This window comes from Stenotrophomonas sp. SKA14, assembly GCF_000158575.1.
GTDB lineage: Bacteria > Pseudomonadota > Gammaproteobacteria > Xanthomonadales > Xanthomonadaceae > Stenotrophomonas > Stenotrophomonas forensis.
The window spans coordinates 2,060,001-2,084,126 of sequence record NZ_DS999412.1; the positions used below are offsets into that span (position 1 = coordinate 2,060,001).

The 24,126-nt window shown below is 66.4% G+C and carries 27 protein-coding genes and 2 tRNA genes; 8 read left to right on the forward strand and 21 right to left on the reverse strand.

What is annotated here, in order from left to right; translation table 11 throughout:
* Positions 1–8: 8 nt before the first annotated feature.
* From SSKA14_RS09365 to SSKA14_RS09375, 3 genes are read right to left on the reverse strand one after another with little or no spacing between them, the layout of a single operon-like run.
* Entirely contained in the window at positions 9–380 is a 372-nt protein-coding gene (locus SSKA14_RS09365; protein WP_008267147.1) for a roadblock/LC7 domain-containing protein, read from the reverse strand.
* Entirely contained in the window at positions 373–924 is a 552-nt protein-coding gene (locus tag SSKA14_RS09370) for a GTP-binding protein (RefSeq protein ID WP_050413361.1), read from the reverse strand. Before SSKA14_RS09370 ends, SSKA14_RS09365 begins: the two co-directional genes overlap by 8 nt.
* Entirely contained in the window at positions 921–1,628 is a 708-nt protein-coding gene (locus tag SSKA14_RS09375; RefSeq protein WP_040007376.1) for a hypothetical protein, read from the reverse strand. The genes SSKA14_RS09370 and SSKA14_RS09375 overlap by 4 nt, the downstream gene beginning before the upstream one ends.
* A gap of 250 nt (positions 1,629–1,878) precedes the next feature.
* On the opposite strand from SSKA14_RS09375, the gene SSKA14_RS09380 reads away from it, so the two are divergent.
* From SSKA14_RS09380 to SSKA14_RS09390, 3 genes are all read left to right on the forward strand, one after another.
* Positions 1,879–2,550, forward strand: coding sequence for a response regulator transcription factor (locus SSKA14_RS09380; protein ID WP_008267742.1), 672 nt, complete (start codon positions 1,879–1,881; stop codon positions 2,548–2,550).
* Between the two features lie 128 nt (positions 2,551–2,678).
* Positions 2,679–3,239 (forward strand): DUF3011 domain-containing protein, encoded by a 561-nt coding sequence (locus tag SSKA14_RS09385; RefSeq protein ID WP_040007377.1) that lies wholly within the window; start codon positions 2,679–2,681, stop codon positions 3,237–3,239.
* 168 nt (positions 3,240–3,407) lie between these two features.
* Positions 3,408–3,611: a hypothetical protein gene (locus tag SSKA14_RS09390; protein WP_005410416.1), complete on the forward strand. Its 204-nt coding sequence runs from the start codon at positions 3,408–3,410 to the stop codon at positions 3,609–3,611.
* A gap of 116 nt (positions 3,612–3,727) precedes the next feature.
* On the opposite strand, the gene dxs is transcribed toward SSKA14_RS09390, so the two are convergent.
* From dxs to SSKA14_RS09425, 7 genes are all read right to left on the reverse strand, one after another.
* A complete protein-coding gene (dxs, locus tag SSKA14_RS09395) occupies positions 3,728–5,635 on the reverse strand; it encodes a 1-deoxy-D-xylulose-5-phosphate synthase (protein WP_008266901.1) in 1,908 nt (635 codons plus the stop codon).
* Positions 5,636–5,740: 105 nt separating this feature from the next.
* The gene (locus tag SSKA14_RS09400) at positions 5,741–6,406 is read right to left on the reverse strand and encodes an HNH endonuclease (RefSeq protein ID WP_040007378.1); all 666 of its coding nucleotides are present in this window, start codon (positions 6,404–6,406) and stop codon (positions 5,741–5,743) included.
* 247 nt (positions 6,407–6,653) lie between these two features.
* Positions 6,654–8,444 (reverse strand): acyl-CoA dehydrogenase C-terminal domain-containing protein, encoded by a 1,791-nt coding sequence (locus SSKA14_RS09405; RefSeq protein WP_008267239.1) that lies wholly within the window; start codon positions 8,442–8,444, stop codon positions 6,654–6,656.
* Positions 8,445–8,508: 64 nt separating this feature from the next.
* Entirely contained in the window at positions 8,509–8,985 is a 477-nt protein-coding gene (locus SSKA14_RS09410; RefSeq protein WP_008268154.1) for an LEA type 2 family protein, read from the reverse strand.
* Between the two features lie 164 nt (positions 8,986–9,149).
* Positions 9,150–9,701, reverse strand: a complete 552-nt coding sequence (locus SSKA14_RS09415; RefSeq protein WP_008267836.1) for a lipocalin family protein — start codon at positions 9,699–9,701, stop codon at positions 9,150–9,152.
* Positions 9,702–9,856: 155 nt separating this feature from the next.
* Positions 9,857–9,932 (reverse strand) — tRNA-Phe (locus tag SSKA14_RS09420).
* 73 nt (positions 9,933–10,005) lie between these two features.
* Positions 10,006–10,081, reverse strand: a tRNA-Phe gene (locus tag SSKA14_RS09425).
* A gap of 334 nt (positions 10,082–10,415) precedes the next feature.
* Between SSKA14_RS09425 and SSKA14_RS09430 the strand changes: the two genes are divergently transcribed.
* Positions 10,416–11,441, forward strand: coding sequence for an NADP-dependent oxidoreductase (locus tag SSKA14_RS09430; RefSeq protein ID WP_008266826.1), 1,026 nt, complete (start codon positions 10,416–10,418; stop codon positions 11,439–11,441).
* Positions 11,442–11,487: 46 nt separating this feature from the next.
* Here SSKA14_RS09430 and SSKA14_RS09435 read toward each other — a convergent pair whose 3' ends face one another.
* On the reverse strand, positions 11,488–12,330 hold the full coding sequence (locus SSKA14_RS09435) for a methylated-DNA--[protein]-cysteine S-methyltransferase (protein WP_008267609.1): 843 nt from the start codon (positions 12,328–12,330) through the stop codon (positions 11,488–11,490).
* Between the two features lie 132 nt (positions 12,331–12,462).
* On the opposite strand from SSKA14_RS09435, the gene SSKA14_RS09440 reads away from it, so the two are divergent.
* Together SSKA14_RS09440 and SSKA14_RS23965 are read left to right on the forward strand one after the other, a co-directional pair.
* The gene (locus tag SSKA14_RS09440) at positions 12,463–13,224 is read left to right on the forward strand and encodes an SDR family oxidoreductase (protein WP_008267423.1); all 762 of its coding nucleotides are present in this window, start codon (positions 12,463–12,465) and stop codon (positions 13,222–13,224) included.
* Positions 13,225–13,349: 125 nt separating this feature from the next.
* Entirely contained in the window at positions 13,350–13,523 is a 174-nt protein-coding gene (locus tag SSKA14_RS23965) for a hypothetical protein (protein WP_008268700.1), read from the forward strand.
* Between the two features lie 158 nt (positions 13,524–13,681).
* Here the strand turns inward: SSKA14_RS23965 and SSKA14_RS09445 are convergent, their stop codons facing one another.
* The 8 genes from SSKA14_RS09445 to SSKA14_RS23785 all read right to left on the reverse strand — a co-directional run bounded on the left by SSKA14_RS09445 (position 13,682) and on the right by SSKA14_RS23785 (position 18,363).
* Positions 13,682–13,921 carry an AlpA family phage regulatory protein gene (locus SSKA14_RS09445; RefSeq protein ID WP_008267028.1) on the reverse strand — a complete coding sequence of 80 codons (240 nt, stop codon included), beginning with the start codon at positions 13,919–13,921 and terminating at the stop codon, positions 13,682–13,684.
* Positions 13,918–14,217, reverse strand: coding sequence for a hypothetical protein (locus SSKA14_RS09450; protein WP_232281374.1), 300 nt, complete (start codon positions 14,215–14,217; stop codon positions 13,918–13,920). Before SSKA14_RS09450 ends, SSKA14_RS09445 begins: the two co-directional genes overlap by 4 nt.
* On the reverse strand, positions 14,210–14,419 hold the full coding sequence (locus tag SSKA14_RS09455; RefSeq protein ID WP_008265233.1) for a hypothetical protein: 210 nt from the start codon (positions 14,417–14,419) through the stop codon (positions 14,210–14,212). Before SSKA14_RS09455 ends, SSKA14_RS09450 begins: the two co-directional genes overlap by 8 nt.
* Before the next feature lie 253 nt (positions 14,420–14,672).
* Positions 14,673–15,572 carry a hypothetical protein gene (locus SSKA14_RS09460; protein WP_008268810.1) on the reverse strand — a complete coding sequence of 300 codons (900 nt, stop codon included), beginning with the start codon at positions 15,570–15,572 and terminating at the stop codon, positions 14,673–14,675.
* Positions 15,569–15,907: a hypothetical protein gene (locus tag SSKA14_RS24095; RefSeq protein ID WP_229766891.1), complete on the reverse strand. Its 339-nt coding sequence runs from the start codon at positions 15,905–15,907 to the stop codon at positions 15,569–15,571. The genes SSKA14_RS09460 and SSKA14_RS24095 overlap by 4 nt, the downstream gene beginning before the upstream one ends.
* Positions 15,904–17,913 (reverse strand): DNA cytosine methyltransferase, encoded by a 2,010-nt coding sequence (locus tag SSKA14_RS09470; protein WP_050413362.1) that lies wholly within the window; start codon positions 17,911–17,913, stop codon positions 15,904–15,906. The genes SSKA14_RS24095 and SSKA14_RS09470 overlap by 4 nt, the downstream gene beginning before the upstream one ends.
* Positions 17,906–18,226, reverse strand: coding sequence for a hypothetical protein (locus SSKA14_RS09475; protein ID WP_008265634.1), 321 nt, complete (start codon positions 18,224–18,226; stop codon positions 17,906–17,908). Before SSKA14_RS09475 ends, SSKA14_RS09470 begins: the two co-directional genes overlap by 8 nt.
* Complete coding sequence (locus tag SSKA14_RS23785; protein WP_157635933.1) at positions 18,223–18,363, reverse strand: hypothetical protein; 141 nt, start codon at positions 18,361–18,363, stop codon at positions 18,223–18,225. Before SSKA14_RS23785 ends, SSKA14_RS09475 begins: the two co-directional genes overlap by 4 nt.
* Positions 18,364–18,401: 38 nt before the next feature.
* On the opposite strand from SSKA14_RS23785, the gene SSKA14_RS09480 reads away from it, so the two are divergent.
* Positions 18,402–19,067 carry a hypothetical protein gene (locus tag SSKA14_RS09480; protein WP_040007379.1) on the forward strand — a complete coding sequence of 222 codons (666 nt, stop codon included), beginning with the start codon at positions 18,402–18,404 and terminating at the stop codon, positions 19,065–19,067.
* 23 nt (positions 19,068–19,090) lie between these two features.
* On the opposite strand, the gene SSKA14_RS09485 is transcribed toward SSKA14_RS09480, so the two are convergent.
* Positions 19,091–19,348 carry a hypothetical protein gene (locus SSKA14_RS09485; RefSeq protein WP_008267716.1) on the reverse strand — a complete coding sequence of 86 codons (258 nt, stop codon included), beginning with the start codon at positions 19,346–19,348 and terminating at the stop codon, positions 19,091–19,093.
* Positions 19,345–19,566, reverse strand: coding sequence for a hypothetical protein (locus SSKA14_RS09490; protein WP_040007380.1), 222 nt, complete (start codon positions 19,564–19,566; stop codon positions 19,345–19,347). The genes SSKA14_RS09485 and SSKA14_RS09490 overlap by 4 nt, the downstream gene beginning before the upstream one ends.
* A gap of 154 nt (positions 19,567–19,720) precedes the next feature.
* Between SSKA14_RS09490 and SSKA14_RS09495 the strand changes: the two genes are divergently transcribed.
* On the forward strand, positions 19,721–24,126 hold a 4,406-nt coding region (locus SSKA14_RS09495), incomplete at its 3' end, for a host specificity factor TipJ family phage tail protein (protein WP_198283600.1).

The window sequence follows — 24,126 nt, forward strand, 5'->3', positions numbered from 1 at the left end:
GACATGCATCAGTTCGTGCTGTCGGCCAGGGCGCGCACGCACTGCTTGGCATGCCAGAGCACGTTGCCGATGACACAGCGGTGGTCGCACGCGGTCATCAGCAGGCGCGGTTGCTTCCCGGGAATGGCGAGCATCAGTACCTTGCCGTCCGCGGCGTCGAGGATCAGCGTGTCGAGCTCACCGAAGTGCAGTTCGCGGCCCAGTGCGCTGGCCAGGCCGAGCATCGAACTGGTCATCGCGGCCAGGCGATCGGCGACATGGCCCTGCGGGCCGGCCTGGGCCAGCGCGAAGCCATCGGTGCTGGCAACGACGAGGGCCTGGATGCCGGTGACGTCGCGTACCAGCGCGTCCAGGGGTGAAATGCGGCCGATGTCATGCATGGGTGACCGCCATGGCGTTGCATTCGATCTGGCTCATCAGCAGATCCATCGCGGTGATGGCCTGTGCCATGTCGCGTGGGTCCAGTGGCAGTGCCGGCAGGTGCGGTGCATGGTCCTGCAACCAGTCCTGCCAGTGCGGCTGTACCGGGTCATCGGTGCTTCCGCATCGGGTGAAGCCGATGACCACCGGCAGGCCCGGTGCGCTGTCTGCGATGGCTCTCAGATGCTGCCCGGCCAGCGTGCTGTCCACGCCGGCGCTGCCATCGATCAGGACGATGGCACCTTCGGCACCGGCCAGCAGGATCGGCCAGATGTATGAAAAGCGTTCCTGCCCGGGCGACCCATACAGGCGCAGGCGGTCACCACCGGGCAGGTCGATGTCGCCATAGTCCATGGCCACGGTGGTGTACTGCTTGCCCACGGCGGGGTCGGTATTGCGGGCCTCGGTCACCACGGCCTTGCCCCGGGTCAGGGTCTGTACCAGGGTGGACTTGCCCGCGCCGAGGGGGCCCATCACTACGATCTTGTGCTCACGCACGGTCATGCACTCCAGCGGATGCGAAGTTGTCGCCACAGATTGACGAGGCCGTCGGTGGGCGAGGGGCGCACGGGCGCGTCCTCGCCCACCACGGGAAAGGCGTAGGCGGTGAGGAAGGCCGCATTGAAGAACGACTGCACGCTTTGGCGGGGCAGGTCGAGGATGGCGGAGCACGCCTGCACGGACGCGCCCTGCTTGATCAGCAGCGCACACAGCCGGAAGTGATCGGGACGATGGGCCAGGATGCGGAAGTCCGGCCAGCGCCGAAGGCGCAGCTTGGTGCCGTCATGCAGGGGCTGCATCGGCGTGCCATGCCCGGAAGTGGCCAAGGCGATGTTCCACAGCGTCAGGCGCAGTGGAATGTTGCTGGACACCGTCGCACGCTGCACGAACACATCCTGCGACACCGGCACCAGACTGAGCGCAGGGTCTGCATCGCCCAGCAGCTTCTGCAGCAGCGTCAGCGTGATCGGCGCGGGTGCAGTGGTCATCATCCGATCGTTCCTGGCATCCAGCCAGCACACGGTGGCGCCGTCATGGATGATCGCGGCATGGGCCGGGCGTCGTTGCAGCGCGCCGTCGCTTGCCAGGTGCAGGCGCAGCTGCTGTACGAACGGCAATGCGGCCGTTGGCAGGGCTGCCGGCGTCAGCGGTTCTGCTGCAAAGGGCTCTTGCAGATCCTCAAAAGGTCGACGACGGAAACGGACCATGGGGTGTCCAGTGCAGCGAGTGATCGGAGGTGACTATGTAAGCGGCGCTCCCGGTTTTCTGGAATGAAACTATTGGGAAAATTGCAGTGCCGTCCGTGTTTATGCAGCTGGCTGCAACTAATGGAATTGGCCGGTTGATGCTGCTGCGATGACATCAATTGCAGTGCGTGATTGTTAAGTTGACGTGGCCTGGAATGATTACTAGCGTCTTCGCTGCGCACTGCGGCGTGACTATTGACGGGTAATCAGCATGCTCACTCGAATTGCCATTGCGGATGATCATCCACTGGTCCTGCTTGGCACGCGCATCGTGATCGAGGCCGGTGGCCGCCATCGCGTGGTGGCCGAGGCGCGATGCGCGGAAAGCCTGCTGGCGGTGCTGGCCGAAGAACCGGTGGATCTGGTGGTGACTGATTTTTCGATGCCCGATGGCGGGCGCTCGGACGGCCAGGCGATGCTGCAGGCGTTGCGTCGCAATCACCCCAAGGTGCCGGTGATCCTGGCCACGATGGTCACCAATGCCACCACCTTGAACATGGCCATGCGCACCGGAGTGCGTGGGCTGGTGTGCAAGGGCAGTGGCGTGGATGGCATCCGCAGGGCGGTCGATACGGTGTTGAGCGGAGGGATCTACCTGGACCCCGAATTGGCGCACTGCCTGCAGGATGCCGGGCGCGAGCGGTCGCTGTCGGTGCTGTCACCGAAGGAGCTGGAAGTCCTGCGGCTGTATGTGTCGGGGCCTTCGATCACCGAGATCGCCGCGCAGTTGCGGCGCACGGTCAGTACCATCAGCCGGCAACGCATTTCCGCGATGAGGAAACTGGGCATCAGCAATGACGCCGAACTGTTCGCCTATGCGTTCGAGGAACGGCTGGGCAATGCCAGTGGCATGGGCAGCGGGGCCGAGAACGGCGGTCCATGAGGCCACGTCGGTCCAGTCAGGTCCGGTTGGGTTGTTTGAATGGAGGAAAAACTGCCGTTACGTTTCCCACTGTGCGGCGCGCCGCGAATCCCGGATGCTTGCGCCATCGTATTCATCTGGAGATCTCGATGGGCAAGGCACTCAGCTGGCGCACCCTGGCCTGCACCCTGCTGCCAATGCTGGCGGCCGCAGGCGGCGCCCAGGCGCAGAGCTATGGCTACGGCTATGACGATGACCGCTATGGCGGCCGCGAGGGCGGCGGCATCGTGCGTTGCGAATCGATCAAGAACCGCAGCAACGAGTGCCGCCTGGAAGGCCGGGCGCGGATGATCCGCCAGCTGTCCGGATCGCCCTGCGTGGAAGGCGAGACCTGGGGCCAATCGCGCAGTGGTGTATGGGTTACCCAGGGCTGCCGTGCCGAGTTCGTCGGCGAGTACCGGCGGGGCGGCTGGGGCGGCGGCCGAGGCAACGGCTGGGGCAACAATGGCAATGGTTGGGGCGGCGGTGAGGTGATCGCCTGCCATTCCAATGGGCATCGCCAGGAATACTGCGATGCGCGTATCCGTCGTGGCGTGCGCCTGGTCCGCCAGGATTCGCGCAGCGCGTGCATTGAAGGCCAGACCTGGGGTTGGGATCGCCGCGGCATCTGGGTGAGCGACGGCTGCCGTGCCCAGTTCCAGGTGAATTGAGCGTTCCTCTCGAAAATCAGAATAATCTGATACAGCTCACATTTTGAACGTCGTATCGTCTGCGATCAGGGGCACCTCCGCGTGCTCCTGATTCGTCGCGACAAGGCCTGCCGCAATCAGCATGCCCGTCCCGCCCCCGTCGATACGCTGTCTCAAGGAGTGAGCCGCATGTTGATCCGCCTGCAATGCGAGCAGCGCCAGTGGCGCGTGCTGCACCCGGATCGGCCGGAGCCGATCGATTTCCGCGACGGTGCCCGCGCCTTCGATTTTGCTGAAACCCTCGCACGCCTGCACTTCGTCGACACCGGGCAGCGCGCAGCCGTGCGCGTGGAGGCCAGTGGCGCCTTCGTGGAAGCGGTCAGCTACGGCTGAGCACGGGGGCCGCGCCAGATCATTCTTGCCGGCGCGTCATCCACGCAGGGCGTGGATCGGTCTCCGTTTCGCTGTAGATCCACGCCATGCGTGGATCCACCGGGCCTGCAGCGGCCTCAGCCTGCCGCGCTGAGCGGCGGACTGCCCACGGCCAGCTGCGGCCAGCGCTTCAGCACCGCGGCGCGGATGCCCGCCGCGTCGATACCGGCTTCGGCCAGCAGGTCCTCACGGCTGGCGTGGTGCTGGTAGCTGTCGGGCAGGCCCAGGTGCAGGATCGGGCGCAGCACGCCTTCGGCATTGAGCAGTTCGCCAACGCCGGAACCGGCGCCGCCGGCCACCACGTTGTCTTCGATCGTCACCAGGCCTTCGTGCCCGGCGGCCATGGCCAGTACCAGCTCGCGGTCCAGCGGCTTGATGAAGCGCATGTTGACCACGCTCAGGCCCAGCTCGCGGCCGACCTGTTCGGCGGCGGCCACGGTGCTGCCGAAGGCGAGCAGGGCGATACGGCTGCCCGGCAGGCGCAGCTCGCCCTTGCCGATCGGCAGCGTGGACAGGTCGGTACCGGCGGCAACGCCGGTGCCGGTACCGCGCGGATAGCGCACCGCGGCCGGGCCCGGATGCTGCAGGCCGGTGCTGAGCATCTGCCGGCATTCGGCTTCGTTGGACGGCGCCATCACCACCAGGTTCGGCACGCAGCGCAGGAAGCTCAGGTCGAGGTTGCCGGCATGGGTCGCGCCATCCGGGCCGACCACGCCGGCACGGTCGATCGCGAACAGCACGTCCAGGTCCTGGATCGCCACGTCATGCACCAGCTGGTCGTACGCGCGCTGCAGGAAGGTCGAATAGATCGCCACCACCGGCTTGCCACCCTGGGTGGCCATGCCGGCGGCGAGGGTGACCGCGTGCTGTTCGGCGATGGCCACGTCGAAATAGCGCTGCGGGTACTCCTTGCTGAAGCGCACCAGGCCCGAGCCTTCGCGCATCGCCGGGGTGATGCCGAACAGGCGCGGCTCGGCGGCCGCGGCGTCGCACAGCCAGTCGCCGAACACATCGGTGTAGGTCGGCTTCCTGGCGCCGGACTTGGCCACCAGGCCCTTGTCCGGATCGAACGGGCCGACCGCGTGGTAACCGATCTGGTCGCCCTCGGCCGGCTCGTAGCCCTTGCCCTTGGTGGTCATCACGTGCAGCAGCTTCGGGCCCTTGGAGGCGCGCAGCGTCTTCAGCGTGGACAGCAGCGCCGGCATGTCATGGCCATCGATCGGGCCGGTGTAGTGGAAGCCCATTTCCTCGAACATCGTGGACGGCACGAACATGCCTTTCCAGTGCTCTTCCCAGCGCTTCACGAAGCGGGCCGGGTTGTTCTTCTTGTCGCCGAGGATCTTCTTGCCGCCTTCGCGCAGTGCGTTGAGCGTGCGGCTGCCGGTGGCGCGGCCGAGCATCTTGGTCAGGCCGCCGACCGCCTCGGAGATCGACATGTTGTTGTCGTTGAGGATCACCAGCAGGTTCGGCTCCGGTTCCATGCCGCCGGCATGCATCAGCGCCTCGAAGGCCATGCCGGCAGTCATCGCGCCGTCACCGATCACCGCCACGACCTTGCGGTCGTCGCCTTCGGACTGGCGGGCGATGGCCATGCCGAGCGCGGCCGAGATCGAGGTCGAGGAGTGGCCGACGCCGAAGGTGTCGTACTCGCTCTCTTCGCGCTTGGGGAACGGGGCGACGCCGTCCTTCTGCTTGACGGTGTGGATCTCGTCGCGGCGCCCGGTGAGGATCTTGTGCGGGTAGGTCTGGTGACCGACGTCCCAGACCAGCTGGTCCTGCGGCGTCTGGTACAGGTAGTGCAGGGCCACGGTGAGTTCGATCACGCCCAGGCCGGCAGCGAAATGGCCGCCGCTCTTGCCGACCGATTCGATCAGGTAGGCGCGCAGCTCGTCGGCGACCGCCGTCAATTCGGATTCGTCGAACGTGCGCAGGTCATCCGGTGTCTGGATGCGCGCGAGGCGGGGATAGCGGGCAGAGTCGATCATCGTGTTCGCACTTTTTCTGAACGCCCATTTTCGCCCTCAAACGGGGGTGGGGCAAGCAAACGCCGCCGCCCGTGACAGGACGGTGAGGGTTGCATTTTCGGCCGTTCAGGTGCTCAGTTTCGATCGCTTCGGCAATTGCGCCTTCAGGAAGGCCATCTGGTCGGCCAGGATGTTGCGGTTGGACAGGATCAGGTGCTCGATCCAGCTGGGCCGGTAGGGCACGGCCAGCAGGGGCATTCCCGCCTGCTGCGGGGTGCGGTCGCTCTTGCGCGAGTTGCAGTAGAAGCAGGCGGTGACCACGTTTTCCCAGCAGTCCAGGCCACCCTTGGACAGCGGCATGACGTGGTCGCGGGTGAGGGTAGGGCGGTTGAACTGCTGGCCGCAGTACATGCACAGGTGCGCATCGCGGGCGAACAGGGCCGGGTTGGTCAGGTTCGGCGTGGGGTCGATCGCGCGGGAGCGGGCGTGGCCGCGGGCGGCGATGATCGGGTGCAGGTCCATGCCGCTTTGCAGGCCGCTGAAGCGGTTGGTGCCGCCGTGGATGTGCAGGCAGGGATCGCCCAGCGTCCAGGCCACGGCTTCACGGGCGTAGAGGCAGGCCGCATCCTGCCAGGTGATCCAGTCCAGTACGCGTCCGTGGGCATCCAGCGAGAGCAGCCGGACCGAACCGGGGCGATGCAGCGGGGTGACGTTGGGCGATGCTTCGGCGCCCGGAGCAGAAATCGGAGCTCCGGCTTCGATCAGACCCAAGCGTGTAGTGTCTGTCTCCATCGGGAGAACAGCTTATACCTGAATGTTGACGATTTGTGTATCGCCTGTCGGCGATACGCAAATCGTCAACATTCAGGTCCGCGCATTCCTCCTAATCCCCGCGCCGTTGGCGCGCCCCCTTTAACAAAAGGGGGCTTTTCTCCAGAGAGATGATCGAGGGTCGCCAGGTCGCGGTCGGATCCATTTCCGCAGGAAAGGTCTCAGACCCCTCATCCACGCATGGCGTGGATCTACTGGTGGGATGGGCTCAGGCGCCGAAGCGCTCGTCGTCCATCGCCATCAGCGGGGCGGCGCCGGCCTGGATCGCGGCGGCGTGGCTGAGCGTGCGCGGCAGCACCCGGGCGAAGTAGAACCGAGCGGTCTCGCGCTTGCCCTGGGCGAAGGCGGCGCCGTGCGCGCTGGCATCGGCGGCGGCCACGCTGCGGGCCCACCAGTAGGCCAGCACCACGTAACCCGAATAGAACAGGTAGTCGTAGCTGGCCGCACCCAGTTCGTCCGGGTTGGCGGCCGCGCGCTTCAGCACGTCCATCGTCAGCGCGCCCCACTCGGCGGCCTTGGCGCGCAGCGGGCCGATGAACTCGGCCAGCGCCTCGTTGCCTTCATGTTCCTTGGCGAAGGCTTCGATCTCGGCCAGCATCAGCTTCAGGCCGGCGCCCTGGCTGGACGCGGTCTTGCGCCCGATCAGGTCGAGTGCCTGGATGCCGGTGGTGCCTTCATACAGCGTGGTGATGCGTGCATCGCGGGCCAGCTGTTCCATGCCGTGTTCGCGGATGTAGCCGTGGCCACCAAAGCACTGCAGGGCGTTGTAGGTGTTCTCGATGCCCCATTCGGTCTGGCAGGCCTTCGAGATCGGCGTGAGGAAGCTGACCAGGGTGTCCGCGCGCTCGCGCTCGGCGGCGTCCTCGGCGTGGTGGGCCACGTCGATCAGGGTGGCGGCGTGCAGGGCCAGCAGACGGCTGCCTTCGACCAGCGACTTCACCGTCAGCAGCATGCGGCGCACGTCCGGGTGGACCAGGATCGGGTCGGCCGGCTTGTCCGGGAACTTGGCGCCACTGAGTGCACGCGACTGCAGGCGCTCACGGCTGTACTTCAGCGCGTTCTGGTAGGCGCGCTCGGACAGGCCGATGCCCTGCAGGCCGACGCCCAGGCGTGCGGTGTTCATCATGGTGAACATCGCCTGCAGGCCCTTGTGCGGCTGGCCGACCAGGTAGCCCTGCGCACCATCGAAATTCATCACGCAGGTGACCGAGCCCTTGATGCCCATCTTGTGCTCGATCGAGCCGCAGCGCAGCGCGTTGCGCTCGCCGACGTTGCCGTCGCGGTCGACCTTGAACTTGGGGGTGACGAACAGCGAGATGCCCTTGGCGCCCGCAGGGGCGTCGGGCAGCTTGGCCAGCACCAGGTGCACGATGTTGCCGGTCAGGTCGTGCTCGCCGGCGGTGATGAAGATCTTGGTGCCGGTGATGGAGTAGCTGCCGTCGGCGTTCGGTTCGGCCTTGGTCTTGAGCAGGCCCAGGTCGGTGCCGCAGTGCGGCTCGGTCAGGCACATGGTGCCGGTCCAGCGGCCTTCGATCAGCGGCTTGAGGAAGGCCTCGTGCTGCCAGGCTTCGCCATGCTGCTTCAGCGCTTCGATGGCGCCGTGCGAGAGCAGCGGGAAATTGCCCCACGCCAGGTTGGCGGCATTGATCATTTCGTTGAGCGGCACGCCCAGGGTATGCGGCAGGCCCTGGCCACCCAGTTCCGGCGAGGCGGTCAGGCCGGTCCAGCCGCCATCAACGAACTGGTCGTAGGCCTGCTTGAAGCCGGGCGGCGTGGTCACCTCGCCGGTGGCCTGGTCGAGCACGCAGCCGATCTCGTCACCCACGCTGTTGAGCGGGGCCAGCACGGTGGCGCTGAAGCGCCCGGCTTCTTCCAGCACGGCATCGACCACGTCGGCGGTGGCGTCGGTGAAGCCCAGGCGGGCGAACAGGGGTTCGACCTTGAGCACGTCGTGCAGGGCGAAACGGAGGTCGGAAAGCGGGGCGGTGTAGCTGCTCATCGGTACGTCTCGATTGGATCAGGGGCAGGGGAGCGGCGCCGGGCGCCGCGGCGGAAGCGGGGATTCAGCGCAGAACGCCGGGCAGGCCGGGGGCCTGGTTGAGGGTGCTGCGGCTGCTGATGTCGAAGCTGCGCTGCTTCTTTTCCTGCGGCGTGGCGGCCACCGTTCCCTTCAGGCCGTAGGCCAGGGTGCGGTTGCCGGCCAGCGCGTCGGCCACGATCAGGCGCGCGGCCGAGCTGGGCACAAGATCGACATTGATGACGTCGGCCGAGGTGCCGCCGATGGAAATGCCCGGCCTGGCCTGCAGGGTGCCGGCTTCGCTGTCGCCAACGGTCAGTGCCAGCGAAACGTCATCGAAGGTCATCGGCATCGAGCTGAAGTTCTGCAGGCGCAGGGCCACGGTCCAGTTGCCATCGGCGCGCACGGTCAGTTGCTGCAGGCTGGCCGCCGGTTCCGAAACACGCTTGACGATGCCGTTGTTGCAGGCAACAACGGCGAGGGTGCACAGAACGATCAAGGCGATACGGAAACGGTGGAGCATGGGCGCAAGTCCTCTGGAGGGGGTGCGTTGGGATAAGCATACTACGGCGTATGGTTGTTTGGATCGCCGGTGACGACCCGCCGCAGAGGGTAGCGCGTGAAGATGGCGGCCGGGCGTGCGCGGCGCCGGATCGTCCACGTCGGGTGCGCGGCTCGCGCCGCGGTTCACTCGGCGGGCGGTTCGCGCAGCGGTGCCATCTGGCGCAGCGGGCCGAGGTCGTAGCCCATGGATTCGGCCGTTGCCTTGAGCTGTTCGAACCGCGCGCGCTCCATTTCCGGCACGCGCGAGAGAATCCACAGGTATTTGCGGCCGGGTTCGCCGACCAGGGCCCATTGGTAGTCCGGGTCCAGCGCCAGCACCCAGTAATCGGCCCAGACCAGCGGTACCCAGCTCAGCCAGTCCGGCACGAAGCGCACCTGCAGTTGGCCGGGGTGGCCGGGTACCGGGCGCGCCACGCCTTCGGCAACCACGCGCTCGCCTTCGCCGTTGCGGCAGGCATTGGTGACGCTGATCCGGCCGTCGCGGCGCAGCCCGTAGTTGGCGGTGATCTCGCCGACGCATTGCTTCTGGAACGAGACCGGCAGGTGTGCGATCTCGTGCCATTGGCCGGCGTAGCGATCGATGTCCAGGGTATCGACCGCGCGCACCGGCTCGACGGCGAGCGCCGGGGTGGTGGCCAGCAGCAGGCAGGCGAGCAGGGCGGGGCGCAGGTGCATCGACAGGCTCCAGGCAGGAGTCTGGAGCGTAGGTGGCGCGGCAGGTGCCGGTGTAAATGTTTCGTCAATCCGGCGCTGGAGTCCCCATGCGGGCACGTCGCATGGAAGGAAACCGCAGACAAAAAAAGACCTGCATTTCTGCAGGTCTTTGAAGATGGTGGCCGAAGACGGAATCGAACCGCCGACACGGGGATTTTCAATCCCCTGCTCTACCAACTGAGCTACTCGGCCAAATTGTGTGGCAACCGCGATGGATGCGGCTTCCGGAAAAAAAAAGACCCGCATTTCTGCAGGCCTTCGAAAGTGGTGGCCGAAGACGGAATCGAACCGCCGACACGGGGATTTTCAATCCCCTGCTCTACCAACTGAGCTACTCGGCCACATGTTTCGTTGCAGCGAGGTCGCTGCCAAGGAGGCGTATATTACGGAGGTCGGTTGTCTTCGGCAAGGGTTTTGCCAAGATTTCTTCACATTGCCGTCTGCGCGCTCGCAAGTGCTTGATCCTCCGTTGTGGGGCGGGGCGGGCCAATCGATCATCGCCTGCGCTGGAATTCAGCAGGTCGCCGCGATCGCCAAAGCTGCAAGGGCAAGGGTTGCGCCGGAGGTGCGCGGGTCCGGGCAATGGAACGCTGTTTTCGTGGCCGCCACAGGCGGTCGCTGCGGCGTAGTGTCGGCAGTCCTTTCCCGATCCTGGCCACAGCAGAGACCGCCGCCATGTCCGATTCCCCGACCACCTCCCGCATCGTGCTGGCCTCGCGTCCGCAGGGCGCACCGAGCGCGGCGAACTTCCGCCTGGAGCAGGCCGCACTGCCGGCATTGGCAGAGGGAGAGGTATTGCTACGCAATCGCTACCTGTCGCTGGACCCGTACATGCGTGGCCGCATGGACGAGGGTCCTTCGTATGCGGCGCCGGTGGCCGTGGGTGCGGTGATGGAAGGCCAGACCGTGGCGGAGGTGCTGCAGTCGAAGGCCGATGGCGTGTCGACAGGCGAGCTGGTGCTGGCCCCTGGAGGGTGGCAGACCCACGCGGTGCTGCCGGCCAGGGCACTCGGGCGTCGCCTCGATCCGGCCGGGTTGCCGTTGAGCACGGCGCTGGGCGTGTATGGCATGCCGGGGTTCACTGCGTATTCCAGCCTGCATGAAATCGCCCGGCTGAAACCGGGTGAGACGCTGGTGGTGGCCGCCGCAACTGGGCCGGTGGGCGCCACCGTCGCGCAGCTGGCCAAGCTGCAGGGCGCGCGCGTGGTCGCCATTGCCGGTGGCGAAGCCAAGCGCGCCTATCTGCAGACGCTGGGCGTGGACGTGGCGCTGGATCATCGCGCCGCTGATTTCGCCGCGCAGCTGCGCGCGGCGGTGCCCGCGGGTATCGACGTGTACTTCGAGAACGTGGGCGGACACGTGCTGGATGCGGTGTTGCCGCTGCTCAACGACTTCGCGCGCATTCCGGTGTGCGGCACCATCGCCACCTACAACGATCGCGGCATCGAGCAGCCGGGCCCGGACCGGCTGCCGGCACTGTTCAGCCAGATCCTGCGCCAGCGCCTGACCGTGCGGGGTTTCATCGTGCACGACTTCAATCACCTGTGGCCGGACTTCGAGCGTGAGATGCCGCAATGGCTGCGCGAGGGCCGTATCCAGTACCGTGAGGATGTGGTGGACGGACTGGAGAATGCGCCGGAAGCGTTCTTCGGACTGCTGAAGGGGCGCAACTTCGGCAAGCTGGTGGTGAAGCTGGATTGAGTGCTTGGCGGGCGTGCCGATCAGGGTCGGTGGCTACCGGGTGGCGTCAGGCAGTCGAGGCCTTTTCCCGGCGCAGCAGTTCGCGCTTGCGCGCGACGCCCCAGGCGTAGCCGGACAGGTCGCCATCGCGGCGCACCACGCGGTGGCAGGGCACGGCCACTGCCAGTGGATTGCTTGCACAGGCCCTGGCCACTGCGCGGCTCGAGCGCGGTGCGCCGATGCGCGCGGCAATATCCGCATACGAGGCAGTCTGCCCGCGTGGAATCTGTTGCAGCGCCTGCCAGACCCGCTGCTGGAACGCGGTGCCGCGGATGTCCAGCGGCAGCGTGGTGCCACGGGTGGGGTCCTCGACCAGGCCCACGACCTGCGCCACCAGTTGTTCATAGCCGCTGTCGGCGCCGACCAGTTCGGCCTGGCGGAAGCGCTGCTGCAGCGACTGCAGCAGTGTCTCCGGATCGTCGCCGAGCAGGATTGCGACCACGCCGGTCCCGCTGCTGGCCACCAGCACGCTGCCCAGCGAGCTTTCGGCAAGCGCGAAGTGGATGACTTCGCCGCGACCACCTGAGCGCCACTGCTTCGGGGTCATGCCCAGCAGGCGCGGGGCGTTCTCGTAGAAGCGCCCGCTGGAACCAAAGCCGGCGTCGTGGAAGGCATCGGTGATGCGCTCCTGTTGCTCCAACCCGGTGCGCAGGCGGTCGGCGCGCAGCGCGGCGGCGTACTGCTTGGGGGTCAGCCCGGTCGCCTGCTTGAACAGGCGATGCAGGCGCGTCGGGCTGCAGCCGGCGATGTCGGCCAGTTCCTGCAGCGAGGGCTCGTCGAGGCTGGCCTGCAGATGGCGGCAGACCCGTTCGACGCGGGCATCGAGGGTGGTGGTGGCGGTACTGTCCATGGCCGGATTCTGGCATGTGCCGGTTCTGCGGAAACTCCGTTTCCTGCACTGATCGGGCAAGCCCGGAAACGGAGTGTTGGCGAGCCGAAGGCGCGGCATCGTGGCGGCCACTTCACAACCGATACCGCCACCATGCGCCTGAACAACAAGATCGCTCTCATCACCGGTGCCAGCGCCGGCATTGGCCGCGCCAGCGCGCTGCGGTTTGCCGCCGAAGGCGCGAAACTGGTGCTCAACGCACGGCGGCTGGAACCGCTGCAGGCACTGGCCGAGCAGATCCGCGCCGCGGGGGGCGAGGTGGTGGTGCATGCCGCCGACGTGGCCGACCCTGACACCGCGCAGGCGCTGGTCGATCTGGCCCGGCACTCATTCGGGGGCCTGGATATCGCCCTCAACAATGCCGGCATGCTCGGCCCCGGTGTACCGGCCGCGGAATTCCCAGTGGATGCCTGGCGCGAGGTGATGGCGACCAACCTGGATGCCGCCTTCCATGCTGCTCGCGCGCAGCTGCCGGCATTGCTGGCACGTGGCGGCGGCTCGCTGGTGTTCGTCGGCACGTTCGTCGGCCATACCGTGGGCTTCCCGGGCATGGCGGCCTATGCATCGAGCAAGGCCGGGCTGATCGGCCTGAGCCAGGTGATCGCCGCCGAATATGGTGCACGTGGCGTGCGCAGCAACGTACTGCTGCCCGGTGGCACCGATACCGAAATGGGCCGGCAGGCCGCGCCCAGTGGCGACGCGCGTGATTTCGTGCGCTCGCTGCACGCGCTCAAGCGCCTGGCCGAACCGGAGGAGATCGCCAACGCCGCGCTGTTCCTGGCCAGCGATGAAAGCAGCTTCGTGACCGGTACCGCGATGCGCGTGGAGGGTGGGGTGTCGATCACCCGCACCTGAGTGGGGGCATCGGCGAAATCAGGACTGCAGCTGCACACGCTGTTGGCGCAGGACTGACCTGCTGATTACCCGGCGATCTCTAGGGTAGGGGTAGCGTCGGTGTCCCGCCGGCGAAGGAGCGATGGATGAGCGAGCGCGAGAAAGACCAGGGCGACCCGAAGCAGGGCGTGCAGGAAAGCCGCCAGGACAGGAAGCAGGACGATGTGGCCAGGCAGCGGCCGGGGCAGCGCGACCAGCAGGTGCGTGATGCGCATTCGCGCGATCCGAAGCGCAAGGATGGCGGGCAGGATCCCGCCTGAGCGGGCCACTGAAAAGAAAAAACCCGTAGATCGCAGGATCTACGGGTTCTTCTGAAAAGTGGTGGAGCCAAGGGGAATCCCGATAATCGCCGGAACCCTTGGGCTGCAAGGGTTCCGAGACTTTGGGGTCGTGACATGCCCCCAGATATGCCCCCGGCTCATGCAGCCTTGGGTAGGCCGCGCTCATCGACGTTGCGGGCCTCCATTTTGGACCGAATCCACGCGTTAATTTCGTCCTCAGACCAGGCCGAACAGTTGCCGCCGAGGTCAATCTGCGCAGGAAACTCCCCGCGGCGGATCCGATCGTAGATGGTGTTCTTGGCCAGACCGGTCCTCGCGCTGACTTCTTTCAGGCGGAGCAGGTTGGGGACGCGGGGCAGGGTGATGGGGTCGTTCATGCTTCCTCCTTCGGCGCGCCGGCGGCGGCCAGATTGGTGCCGCGGTGGCGGCGTTTCGATACGGGGGCCATGATGCGTTCGGCTTCGGCCCGGTCCCCTCGGGACAGTTCAATCATGGCCAAGCCACGGGCCTCCCAGGCACGCACGGTGGCCTTGCTGGCCTTGCCGAGGTCTACCCCCGACAGGCTGGCCAGCACGTGGCCCACCTCGCGGAAGTCGGGCACGTCGGTGCCCTGCAGCAGGTCGGCGCTCGGGCGGCGGTCCTCCATTGCAGCGGTGAGCAGCTGGTCAGCCATGGGCCTGCTCCAACGGGAATCCGAACAGATCAGCAGCCACAGGCATCGTCGCGCCGGGGCACACATGGCTGGCCTCGGCTGCCATCTTCAGCTCCAGAGCCTCGACCATCGGTGCGTGCAAGTTGAACACTGCGCGGCATGCGCTGCAGAACACCGAGACGGTCCGTTCCTTCGTGCACACGCCCCAGGTGACGAGGCTCATTTGCCCACCGCCTGGCTGTCGAACGCAGCAAATGCAGCCTTGCAGCCCGGTTTTCCGCAGCGCTGGCGGCCAGTGATCGTTTCGGCAGCAACCTCGGTCTCCTCAGTGTGGAACGGGATACCGCAAGCGGGTCCACGGTCTGCCCCCCACTTGTTGCCGGGGCGGTCTACGATGGCGTGCCACTTGGGCGGGCGCGGGTTGTGCCCGTGACCACTTGGGCAGGCGTAGAACGATGCATCGCGCAAGGCGGCCTTCACGATTGCACGTCCTGGCTATCGGCCATCCGCTGTCGCCGGGTGTCGACCACATCCAGCACTGAGTTGCGGCGCACCACGTCGTGCCCATCGATCTGGCCGACCACGTTGACCACGCAGACGGCTCGGCGCAGTTCGTCCAGGTCCACGACCTGCGCGGGCTGCCCGATCACCTTCGTGGCTTCTGCACGAATCGCGGCGCCGATGCTGCATCCGTCCCAATTTTTCGCTACCCGGTCGATCACGGACCACGAGTCCACGGCCTGCGGGGTCGGGGCGGCGTAGAGCGGGATGCTGTATGCGGCATCGATCTTGCGAATCCCGTTGCCGGTCTCACCTTCTTTCAGGGCCTGCTTCGTGCTATCGGAAATCACCATGTGCTCATGGTTCTCTCCGCAGTGCTGCCAACCGACAATCTCACCCACCGGCTGGCGGGCGGCGAGGTGGCGCATGTTCGGGCATTCGGCGGTGTGCAGCTCACCCTCGGGCTGGGCGCAGCATCCGTAGATGCGAACCGGCTGGCGGGCGGCGATGTTGGAAAGGCCGCGCAGGATCGTGCGGCAGTTGCTCGCAGCCTCGTGGAGGTATCCCCCGAAGTCCTCACCCGCATAGGCATAGGGGCCGGTTTGGTAGCCGAGCGACACCGTGCTGAGGATGCTGGAAACGAGCTTATGCAGCTGCTCGATCTCCGGTGCCCACTGGCCACCCGGGGAGGGCTGGGCGGAGAGGGTGCAATGCGGGCAGGCTTCGATGTTCCCGATGCTGCCGCCGCTGTCGTCCACATCCACGTCGACGTCAAAATAGCCTCTGCCCTCGCACTTACTGTAGCGGACGCCATCCCCCAGCCTCACCCTCCCACCGGGCTGCGCGTCCGCCAGGGTCTTGTTGTCGGTGCTCATGCTCGTTTCTCCAGAAGGAAGGTGGGGTCGATCTGCCAGCCGGCCTCGCGGGCTCCCTGCAGGCGGAGTTCGTTGGCATCGAATTCGTCCAGACCGAGCGCCTGTATCGATGCCTCCAGGTGCTCGGGCGCCAGTGGACGGTTCACCGCGAACAGGGAATAGACGGTGTGTGAGCTGCGGCCCCATGCAGGGGCCAGGTCCATCAGCCGCATCCCTTCTTCGCGGAGGTGGCGGCGCAGCAACTCCCGCACGGTGCGTGCGTCCTTGGCGATGACCAGTGGGCGGCCGGTGATCTTCCGGCGCACGTGCATTACCTGGTGGCGGCGAGCGCTCATGCTGCGTCCCTCATCAGGCTCATGGCCAACGCCTTCGCCGTTCGGTTCGGGACCGCGTTGCCGATCTGCTTGGTGATCTCGGTTGCGTTGCCGGCGAAGTCGTAGACCTCGCCCTCGTCATCAAACGACGTGGCCCGGGCCAGCTCGCGCCAGTGGAGCATCCGGTAGTTGATGTCGATGCGGACCTCGTCGGCCACGTCTGCTGCAGCGGCAGCCAGGCCCAGCTCGCCCCGGTTGGCGCCGGTGATGGTCGGCAGGGGCTCATCGACGCAGCGCACGCGCCCGCAGCCGTGGTGGGTGACCGGCATGGTGAATGGCTCGGCCAGCGCCAGGGACTCGGAGCAGGTGATGGTGGGCATGGGCTCGCTGGCCGGCCGCATGTCGCCCGTCCGGCCGGTGCCGACGTTGCCGCGCATGACGATGGGTTCGGCGAGAGCCATCTCGTTCGACCCGGTCAGCGCGGGCATCGGCGCATCAGCGTCCAGCACGCGGCTCACGGGATTGCGGCCGTCGCTGTCGCCATGCCCGGCACGCATCAGCACCGGCTCGGCCAGGCCGAAGCGGGCCTTGGTGGTCACCGACGGCACGGGCTCAGCCACGGACTGCGCGGTGGCCGTGGCTCCGTAGTACTGGGCCACCAGCGGCACAGCCAGCGCCTGGTCGCCGCCCTTGGCGGTGGTCACGGTGCGGATCGGCTCAGCGGCAGAGCGCGGCACGCCGGCGCTGCTGGTGTTCGAGGTCGGAACGATGATGGGCTCGATCAGGTGCGGCCGCGCGCCATTGCCGCCCGTCGTGATCGTGGGGACCGGGTTATCGACGCTACGCGCGGTCCCTCCGCTGGCAGTGGCCATCACCAGCGGTTCCACCAGCTGTGGCCGTGCACAGCCGGGGCGCTCGGCGCCCGCACCGCCGGTGGTGATGGTGGGCAGCGGCTGGTCCAGGTCGCGCGCTGCGCCGCCGCTGCTGGTGGCCAGCACCAGCCCGACGTGGCCGCCGCCGGCGGTGAGCGTGGGCAGCGGCTCATCGGGAGACTTTGCCGTGGACTGGAGGTGCTGCTCGCTAGTCCCGCGCAGGTGGACCAGCACAGGATCCGCGCTGACCAGGTCCAGAGCCACAGCTTCGGCGCGGCTGAACACCAGTCGCGGGGCTTGGCCGTCGAGCAGGGCCTGCACGGCATCGATGTAGGGCCGGGGCCAGCTGTACTTCACTGCACCGGCGAGGATCCGCCGCAGGGTGTTTGGCTTCAACGGCTTCGTGCGGGTGAAGATGCTCTTGCCGGTCATCGTCCAGTCGATGACCTCGCGCGCACCGCGCCAGCGTGGCCGGCTGCCCAGCAGGTCGGTACCGCCCACACGGTCGTGAGTGGGCTCGGGCCAGGACAGGCGCTTGCCGTCGCTGCGGCCGATCAGGAAGAAGCGGCGGCGGGTGGTCGGGTCGCCGAAGTCGGCGCAGCAGACGACCTTCCAGTCGACCTTGAAGCCCACGGCCTCCAACGCGGCGACCCATGCACGGAAGTACTCGCCGCGGCGCGATTTGATCGGCCGGCCAGTGACCAGACTGCACGGGCCCCAGTCCATGAACTCCGGCACGTTCTCCACCAGCACACGGGCGACGCGCAGCTCGGTGCACCAGCGCACGACGTGCCACGGGTCCATGCGCTGCTGGTCGTGCACCGGCCGGCCGCCGCGCGCGCGGCTATGGAAGACGCAGGACGGGGCAGCGGTGAGCAGGTCCAGGCGACCCTCGGGGACGATTGTCAGCGGCAGCGCCGATTCCAGGTCCGCGCAGTGGATGCGGTCGGCGTGCTCCTTGTGGTTGCGGCGGTTGGTTTCGATGGCGACCGGCCAGTGGTTCACGCCGATCATCTGGACCGGCAGGCCCAACTGGCGCATGGCGCGTGCGGTGCCGTTGGACAAGCCGCCGGCGCCGCAGAACAGGTCGGCCACCAGCACCGGGCGGGTCTTGCGTGCTACGTGGATCTCTGGGGCGCGGGAGCCGTCAGCCATGGTGTTCTCCTGTGAGTTCGGCGCGCAGCTGCTCGACGCGCGTGCGCCAGTAGTCGATGGTTTCGTCGCTGCTGCTGCGCAGCGTTTCGTGGTGGCCGAGGGCAGTTGCTGCGGCGACCAGGTCGGTAACCAAGCCCGGCCGTGTGGTGCTGGTGCTGCCGCCGGCGCGCAGCTCGGCCACCTCGGCCTGCAGCTGCTCGATGCGCTCGTTGGCCTGGTTCAGCCACTGGCGATAGGCGTCCTTCGTCGGCTGCCGCATCCGGGCGGGGATGCCCGGGACCTCCGGCGCCGGCACCAGCACCAGGCCGCTCATCCCCGGGCCTCGCGGCGGGCTTCGGCCAGGATCTCGCGCAGGTCGTCCTGCACCTTGCGGTCCTCGCCCTGGGCAACGGCGGCAGCCAGAGCACGCTCCAGCGCGTAGGCGCGGTCGTTCGGATGAATGTAGGTCATGGCAGAATCGGCTCCAGGCCAATAGGGGAGACCACGGGATGGCTTTGGGATTTGCTGAGTGCCTTTCGATGAAGGCGAAGTGCGCGGTGTTTTGGTCCGGTTGGGGAGTTGTTGTGACGGCACTCGTCGGATTGCTGACGCTCGTGGTCGCCGTGCTTGCTTGGAGAACATCTCGACAAGCCGCGAAAATTGCCACACAGCAGCACGAAGAAGCGGGGGCTGCCCGCAATGCACAGGCGCGGATCATCGGACAGCTCTTGCTGCACGAGGTCTCGGCACTTCCCGCGAGGCTTAAGATGCTCTCCATCAACTACAGGCGTGCAGGGGCAACCAGCCTGAATGGCGACGTTTATTGGCCGGCGGTTAAAAGTGCGATTGAGGATTGTCAGGTGCCGCTTCTGCCGAGTGCTGAGAAGCTCGAAGATAGAATTCACAACCTTCCTGATGCACTCGGGGCGGATCTCGCCACGATGATTAGCCACTGCCGGAGCCTTAGTTCGGAGGCGGCGGCTGTGAGCTTGAAGATTCGGCCAGTGCTGCCAATGGGCGAAGTTGGAAAGTCGGGCTTCGTCTATGAAGGAACGACCGTTTTGCTCGACAACGTCAGTATTCATCTCGAGCTCTTCGCTGAAATGTCGATTGGCTTCGCAAACGCATTCCGTGGGTTTGTCTTCGGAGATGGCGCCCCCGATGTGACTCAGTGATGCAGCCGCAGGAAAGCTGGATTTCATGCCGCAATTCCCAGCGCCACGAGGTCGATGTTGTCCACCTTGTCGCGCAGGAACAGTCGCGCGCGGCGCAGGTGGCCGGCGATCACCGGGCGGTCCTCATGGGCGAAGAAGGTCAGAACGTGCATGTGCAGCGCACGGCGGTGGTCGCGGCGGTACAGTCGCCAGGTGACGGCGCTGCCGTCCGTGGTCGGGAACCGGCCCCAGGCGAAGCCCAGCGTTTCCTTCGGCGCGCGGCGGGCGATGTGGCGGCTCATGCGTTGGCCGCCTTCTTCGCGCTGCGGCGACCGTGGCCACCCTCAACCACCTGAAGGCGGCTGATCGTGCTCTTATCGATGCTGCTGGTGCCCAGAACCTGGACCTTGCCGCCGGCGGCCTCGAAGCGTGCGAAGTCGCTGGCCAGCTTCTGCCGGTCCTGCTCCTTCTCGCGATCGGTGGCGCCGCTGAAGACGGGCTTCACGTGGATGCTGGTCATGCTGCTGCTCCTTCGTAGACCCAGCGGCGCACAGTCCCGAACGGGACGCCCAGCGCGGCGCTGATCTGGTTGACGGTGTTGCCGTTTGCCCGGAGCTGCCGGGCGCGGGGTTTGGTGGTGACCGGCGGGCAAGAGCGCTGTTCGCCTGGTGGCCATGGTCGCGCTGACCTACTTTGCGTTCCAGGCGCCGATGCTGGCGGGCTGGCTGGCCAAGGCGGGCTTGTCTGGTGCTGGTCTGGCGGCAGCACGTGCGGGCGTATATCTGGCCGGCAGTCTGTTGATCAACAAAGTACTGCAGCCCAAGCAGCCCAGCGCCGCCGCGCCCGCCGAAAGCACCTTCGCTCTGTCCGCGCCCCGCAACCGCCCACGGCCCTACGAGCCGCTGGGCCTGTTGTTCGGGTCGGTGCGCATCGCTCCGGACGTGGCGAGCCTGCCGTACACGAACTACGAGGGCGATCAGCAGTTCGTCTCGCTGCTGCTGACTCCCGGCATCAACGTCGCCAGAGTGGAAGAGCTCTACAACGGGGATGCGTTGCTCTCCAGCTTCGAAGGGGTGCAGGTCTGGTACCACGGCTTCTCTGGCATGCCCGACCAGGACATCCCGATCTACAGCAACGTGGCTGTGGTCGATGGTGGCCGGCTGCTCGACACCAGTAGCGACCCCAAGAATCGGCCGGGGCAATGGGTGCAGCGTACCGGCGGTGAGCGGACGATCCGCCTGGTGGTGGGCGTCGAGTTCCAGATCTGGGACGTGACGTCGAAGGGAAAGGAAAAGGACAACCGAGAGCAGCTTCAGGTTCAGTACCGGGCCGTCGGCACCGGCAACTGGCTGAGCTTCGGCAACTACAGCGTCTCTGGCCGCACCCAGAAGACCCAGAAGCGCAGCTACACCTTGGATGTGCCCGAGGGGCAGTACGACGTGCGCGTGCGAGTGGCCGGTCAGAACACCGATGGCAGCGGCGCCCAGGCCAACTTCACCTGGACCACGCTGACCAGCGTCCGACGCGAGCCGTCGGGATACCCGGGCATTTCGCGCATCGGCATCCGTATGCGGGCCTCGGGCCAGCTCAACGGTGCGCCTGACGAGATCCGATGTGTGGCGCACTCGGCTCCGATCCCGGTGTGGAAGGGCGATGCCATCGGCTGGGTGACCGAGTCCAGCAACAATCCAGGTGCGCAGATCCTTGCCTATGCCCGAGGCTTCACTGACCCCACCGGCAAGCGCATTGCCGGGATGGGGTTGCCCGACCGTCAGATCGATGTCGAGGCCCTGAAGGCCTTCACACTGCACTGCGCTGCGAACGACCTGACATACGACCATTGGTTGACTGAGGTGCGCAGCCATCAAGGCGTGCTTGACGCGATCGCGCTGGCCGGTTTCGGCCAGATCGCTTGGCCCCGCGGCCGGCTGGCCGTGGTGTGGGCAGCTGACGAACAGCCACTGTCGGGCGTGGTCAACATGGCCACCATCAAGAAGGGGCAATTCCAGGTCGATTACACCCTGGCCAGTGCCGCCGATGGCATCGAGTACAGCTACCTCGACCGCACTACGTGGGAGGCCAAGACGCTGCGCGTGCCAGCACCGGGCGTGACGACCATGCTCAATCCGGCACAGGTGTCCGGCGAGGGCGTCACCAGTGAGGCACACGCGGCACTTCTGGCGCGCTGGCACCTAGCGCAGAGCCTGTATCAGTACAAGGCGATCACCTACAGCACTGATATCGAACACATGTCCTACGGCCGCATGTCGGTGCTGGCGCTTCAGCACGATTTGACGCAGTGGGGCTTCGGGGGCCAGGTGCTGTCCGCATCGATGGGGCCGGGGCGTGCCGTGACGCTGCAGCTCGACGTGCCGGTGCCTGCGCCCGCGCAGGGCAGCGCATACATCGGCCTGCGCATCCCTGGCGAGCGGGTGTACCGCGTACTGCGGGTCGTGCCCTTCACCGGCGATAGCGACCAGCTGAAGCTGGCCGACCCGTGGCCGACCGATGCCGAGCTGCCGGGCAACGGCAATGCCAATCCGGCCTGGGACACTATCTGGATTTACGACTTCAAGCAGACCCCGGGTTACCGCGTGCGCGTGGTCGGCGTACGGCCGGAAAGCGATCTGAAGGGCGCCGCTGTGGATGTTGTACCCGAGACTCAGGAGTTCTGGCACTACGTCAAAACCGGTGAGTACATTCCCCCCGGCAATGGTTCGCAGCTGCAGACGCGGCCAGTCGCCAGCAACCTGAAGATGACCGAACGACAGGTGGTGCAGGGCGATACGGTCTACAGCGAGCTGCAGGCCTCGTTCGACATCTCTGGTCCGGTCGGAGACATCGTGGTGCTGAGCGATCTCGACGGCAACGCCGCGTTGGAGGAAGTTGCGCGCACCGTCACCCGTTCGGCCAGCTGGCGCATCCCTGCGGCAGGCACCTATCCAGTTACCGTGCGGCCGTACAGCCCCGACGGACTGGCGGGTGTTGCGGTCAGCCTGATCTACAACACCATCGGTGCAGACGTGCCGCCGGTGCTGGTGGACCTGTTCGACGTGGAGGAGCTGAGCGGCGGCGTGCGCCGTTACACGTGGGGATTCCTCAGTGACACCATTCAGTCGGCAGACTTCGTCGGCGTAGAGATCCGCTACATGCCAGGCCTGATCGCTTCGCCGGCCTGGGACCAGATGACGCCTCTGGGCGATACCGGCTATCACGCTGCTGCCTTTGAGGCAGTGCTGCCGAGCTCGGGCGAATGGACGTTCGCTTGCCGATCGCGCAACACCAGCGGCGCGCTGTCCACGGGAATGCGGGTGCTGTCCCGGTCGCTGGGGAACAACCTCGGCGAGCAGCTGCAGGAGACCTGGGAAGAGGCGGAGCGGGCCAACCAGCGGGTAGGGCAGGAGATCATCGATCGACTGGCCGGCGATCTGGCTGCGATCAACGAGGCTGTGGGCAAGGCGCATCAATACACGGACGAGCAGGTCGCCGCACTTAACGGCATCCTGGAGGACATTGTCGGCGCCGACGAATGGGTGGCCGGCACGACCTACCCGGCCGGTGACTTCGTGCGCCACGATGGGACTCTGTATCGGGCGCTGGCCGAGAACGTCGATGTGGAGCCGGGCACTGATCCGGCGGTGTGGGAGGCCATCGGCGACTACACATCGGTGGGCGATGCGCTGGCGGCGGCCATCAGCATGTCCACGAAGAATGCCAGCGACATTGCGGCAGAGGTCACGCGGGTGGACGCCGTGGTGGCGAAGCTCCCGGCCGATGGTGGCCAGGCTGCTAGCACTGGGCAGGTTGCCAGCGAGGTAAAGGCTCTGGCTGAGGCGGATGCGGCTCTGGGCCTGCGCCTCGACAGCACCAACGCCGCCTTGGGTGACAAGGCCAGCACGGCGAGCGTGAATGCAGTCGATCGGGCCAGTGTCAGTCGCGACGCCGCGCTGGGCGAGCGGCTCAACACGACCGACGCGGCTTTGGAAGGGAAGGCGTCAACAGGCTCGGTTCAGCTGTTGAGCAGCGAGCTGGGCGTCCAGAAGGGGCGCATTGACGCGCAATCGCAAGCGCTGACACAGGTGAATGCGAAGCTCTCTGGTTCTCCCCTGGAAATTATCCGCACGGGACGTTTCACGGCGAGCACTGGCGTTGGAGCGTGGCAAACAGGCCTCGTGCAGTCTGATCCGGGACACTCGTCTGGGTATGTGCTGCGCGTTGCTACAAACAACGGTTATGAAGGTGGCATTGCGGATGCCGTCCCGTGCTCGCCGGACGAGATCATCGACATGCGCGCAGATTGCTACGGCGGCTATATGCCAGCTGGGACAGGCAGCTACTTCGCATTGCACTTTATAGACGCAGTTGGCGGGACCGTCAGCCATGTCTATCCCATCTACTGTGCCGGTGGCTCGGGGTGGCGCTACGGGGTCGCCGCTTCAGTCCCGGTGCCGACGGGCGCCTGCTATGTACGCGGTGTGCTCTTCAGCGGGTCCAGTGGCTATGCGTTCTGGCAGGACTTGAGTGCGAAGCGGAGGACGGTGTCCGAGGCGGCTAGTGCAAGCGCTACCCAGGCGCTGTCGGTGCGTGCCACGCAGCTAGAGAATGGGCAGAGCCAGCTGCAGGCGTCCTACACCTGGGCACTGGACGTCAACGGCCGGGCCATAGGCATGACGTCGGTCAACAACGGCACTATCGGTCAGATCAACTTCGTTGCTGATCGATTCGGCATCGTTGATCCGAACAACACCGGTAGCACGACGTTCGAGGGCGGCCGCTGGGTCACCCGATCCGGGGCCTACATGATGGTGCACGGCAAGCCGTTCGGCGTGTCCAACGACCTGATGATGTGGTTCGGTATTGGTTCCAACCCGGCCAATGCGAGCAAGGCGAATGCCCTGTTCTGGATAGACAACCAGGGTAGTGGCTACTTTGGTGGCAGCCTGTCGGCCGGCGTGCTCAAGAACGCTGTGCAGACCACTTCGACCAGCGGCAACGCCGAGATCATCAACGGGCCGTTCTCGACCCTGGGGCGCGCCAAGAACGTCGTGGTCAGCTACGACATGACCAAGACCGACACGGC

What these genes read in the sequence shown, in the direction of transcription:
- SSKA14_RS09365 (WP_008267147.1), bottom strand. Translation starts at nt 380, where the DNA reads ATGCATGACATCGGCCGCATTTCACCCCTGGACGCGCTGGTACGCGAC.
- SSKA14_RS09370 (WP_050413361.1), bottom strand. Translation starts at nt 924, where the DNA reads ATGACCGTGCGTGAGCACAAGATCGTAGTGATGGGCCCCCTCGGCGCG.
- SSKA14_RS09375 (WP_040007376.1), bottom strand. Translation starts at nt 1,628, where the DNA reads ATGGTCCGTTTCCGTCGTCGACCTTTTGAGGATCTGCAAGAGCCCTTT.
- SSKA14_RS09380 (WP_008267742.1), top strand. Translation starts at nt 1,879, where the DNA reads ATGCTCACTCGAATTGCCATTGCGGATGATCATCCACTGGTCCTGCTT.
- SSKA14_RS09385 (WP_040007377.1), top strand. Translation starts at nt 2,679, where the DNA reads ATGGGCAAGGCACTCAGCTGGCGCACCCTGGCCTGCACCCTGCTGCCA.
- SSKA14_RS09390 (WP_005410416.1), top strand. Translation starts at nt 3,408, where the DNA reads ATGTTGATCCGCCTGCAATGCGAGCAGCGCCAGTGGCGCGTGCTGCAC.
- dxs (WP_008266901.1), bottom strand. Translation starts at nt 5,635, where the DNA reads ATGATCGACTCTGCCCGCTATCCCCGCCTCGCGCGCATCCAGACACCG.
- SSKA14_RS09400 (WP_040007378.1), bottom strand. Translation starts at nt 6,406, where the DNA reads ATGGAGACAGACACTACACGCTTGGGTCTGATCGAAGCCGGAGCTCCG.
- SSKA14_RS09405 (WP_008267239.1), bottom strand. Translation starts at nt 8,444, where the DNA reads ATGAGCAGCTACACCGCCCCGCTTTCCGACCTCCGTTTCGCCCTGCAC.
- SSKA14_RS09410 (WP_008268154.1), bottom strand. Translation starts at nt 8,985, where the DNA reads ATGCTCCACCGTTTCCGTATCGCCTTGATCGTTCTGTGCACCCTCGCC.
- SSKA14_RS09415 (WP_008267836.1), bottom strand. Translation starts at nt 9,701, where the DNA reads ATGCACCTGCGCCCCGCCCTGCTCGCCTGCCTGCTGCTGGCCACCACC.
- SSKA14_RS09430 (WP_008266826.1), top strand. Translation starts at nt 10,416, where the DNA reads ATGTCCGATTCCCCGACCACCTCCCGCATCGTGCTGGCCTCGCGTCCG.
- SSKA14_RS09435 (WP_008267609.1), bottom strand. Translation starts at nt 12,330, where the DNA reads ATGGACAGTACCGCCACCACCACCCTCGATGCCCGCGTCGAACGGGTC.
- SSKA14_RS09440 (WP_008267423.1), top strand. Translation starts at nt 12,463, where the DNA reads ATGCGCCTGAACAACAAGATCGCTCTCATCACCGGTGCCAGCGCCGGC.
- SSKA14_RS23965 (WP_008268700.1), top strand. Translation starts at nt 13,350, where the DNA reads ATGAGCGAGCGCGAGAAAGACCAGGGCGACCCGAAGCAGGGCGTGCAG.
- SSKA14_RS09445 (WP_008267028.1), bottom strand. Translation starts at nt 13,921, where the DNA reads ATGAACGACCCCATCACCCTGCCCCGCGTCCCCAACCTGCTCCGCCTG.
- SSKA14_RS09450 (WP_232281374.1), bottom strand. Translation starts at nt 14,217, where the DNA reads ATGGCTGACCAGCTGCTCACCGCTGCAATGGAGGACCGCCGCCCGAGC.
- SSKA14_RS09455 (WP_008265233.1), bottom strand. Translation starts at nt 14,419, where the DNA reads ATGAGCCTCGTCACCTGGGGCGTGTGCACGAAGGAACGGACCGTCTCG.
- SSKA14_RS09460 (WP_008268810.1), bottom strand. Translation starts at nt 15,572, where the DNA reads ATGAGCACCGACAACAAGACCCTGGCGGACGCGCAGCCCGGTGGGAGG.
- SSKA14_RS24095 (WP_229766891.1), bottom strand. Translation starts at nt 15,907, where the DNA reads ATGAGCGCTCGCCGCCACCAGGTAATGCACGTGCGCCGGAAGATCACC.
- SSKA14_RS09470 (WP_050413362.1), bottom strand. Translation starts at nt 17,913, where the DNA reads ATGGCTGACGGCTCCCGCGCCCCAGAGATCCACGTAGCACGCAAGACC.
- SSKA14_RS09475 (WP_008265634.1), bottom strand. Translation starts at nt 18,226, where the DNA reads ATGAGCGGCCTGGTGCTGGTGCCGGCGCCGGAGGTCCCGGGCATCCCC.
- SSKA14_RS23785 (WP_157635933.1), bottom strand. Translation starts at nt 18,363, where the DNA reads ATGACCTACATTCATCCGAACGACCGCGCCTACGCGCTGGAGCGTGCT.
- SSKA14_RS09480 (WP_040007379.1), top strand. Translation starts at nt 18,402, where the DNA reads ATGGCTTTGGGATTTGCTGAGTGCCTTTCGATGAAGGCGAAGTGCGCG.
- SSKA14_RS09485 (WP_008267716.1), bottom strand. Translation starts at nt 19,348, where the DNA reads ATGAGCCGCCACATCGCCCGCCGCGCGCCGAAGGAAACGCTGGGCTTC.
- SSKA14_RS09490 (WP_040007380.1), bottom strand. Translation starts at nt 19,566, where the DNA reads ATGACCAGCATCCACGTGAAGCCCGTCTTCAGCGGCGCCACCGATCGC.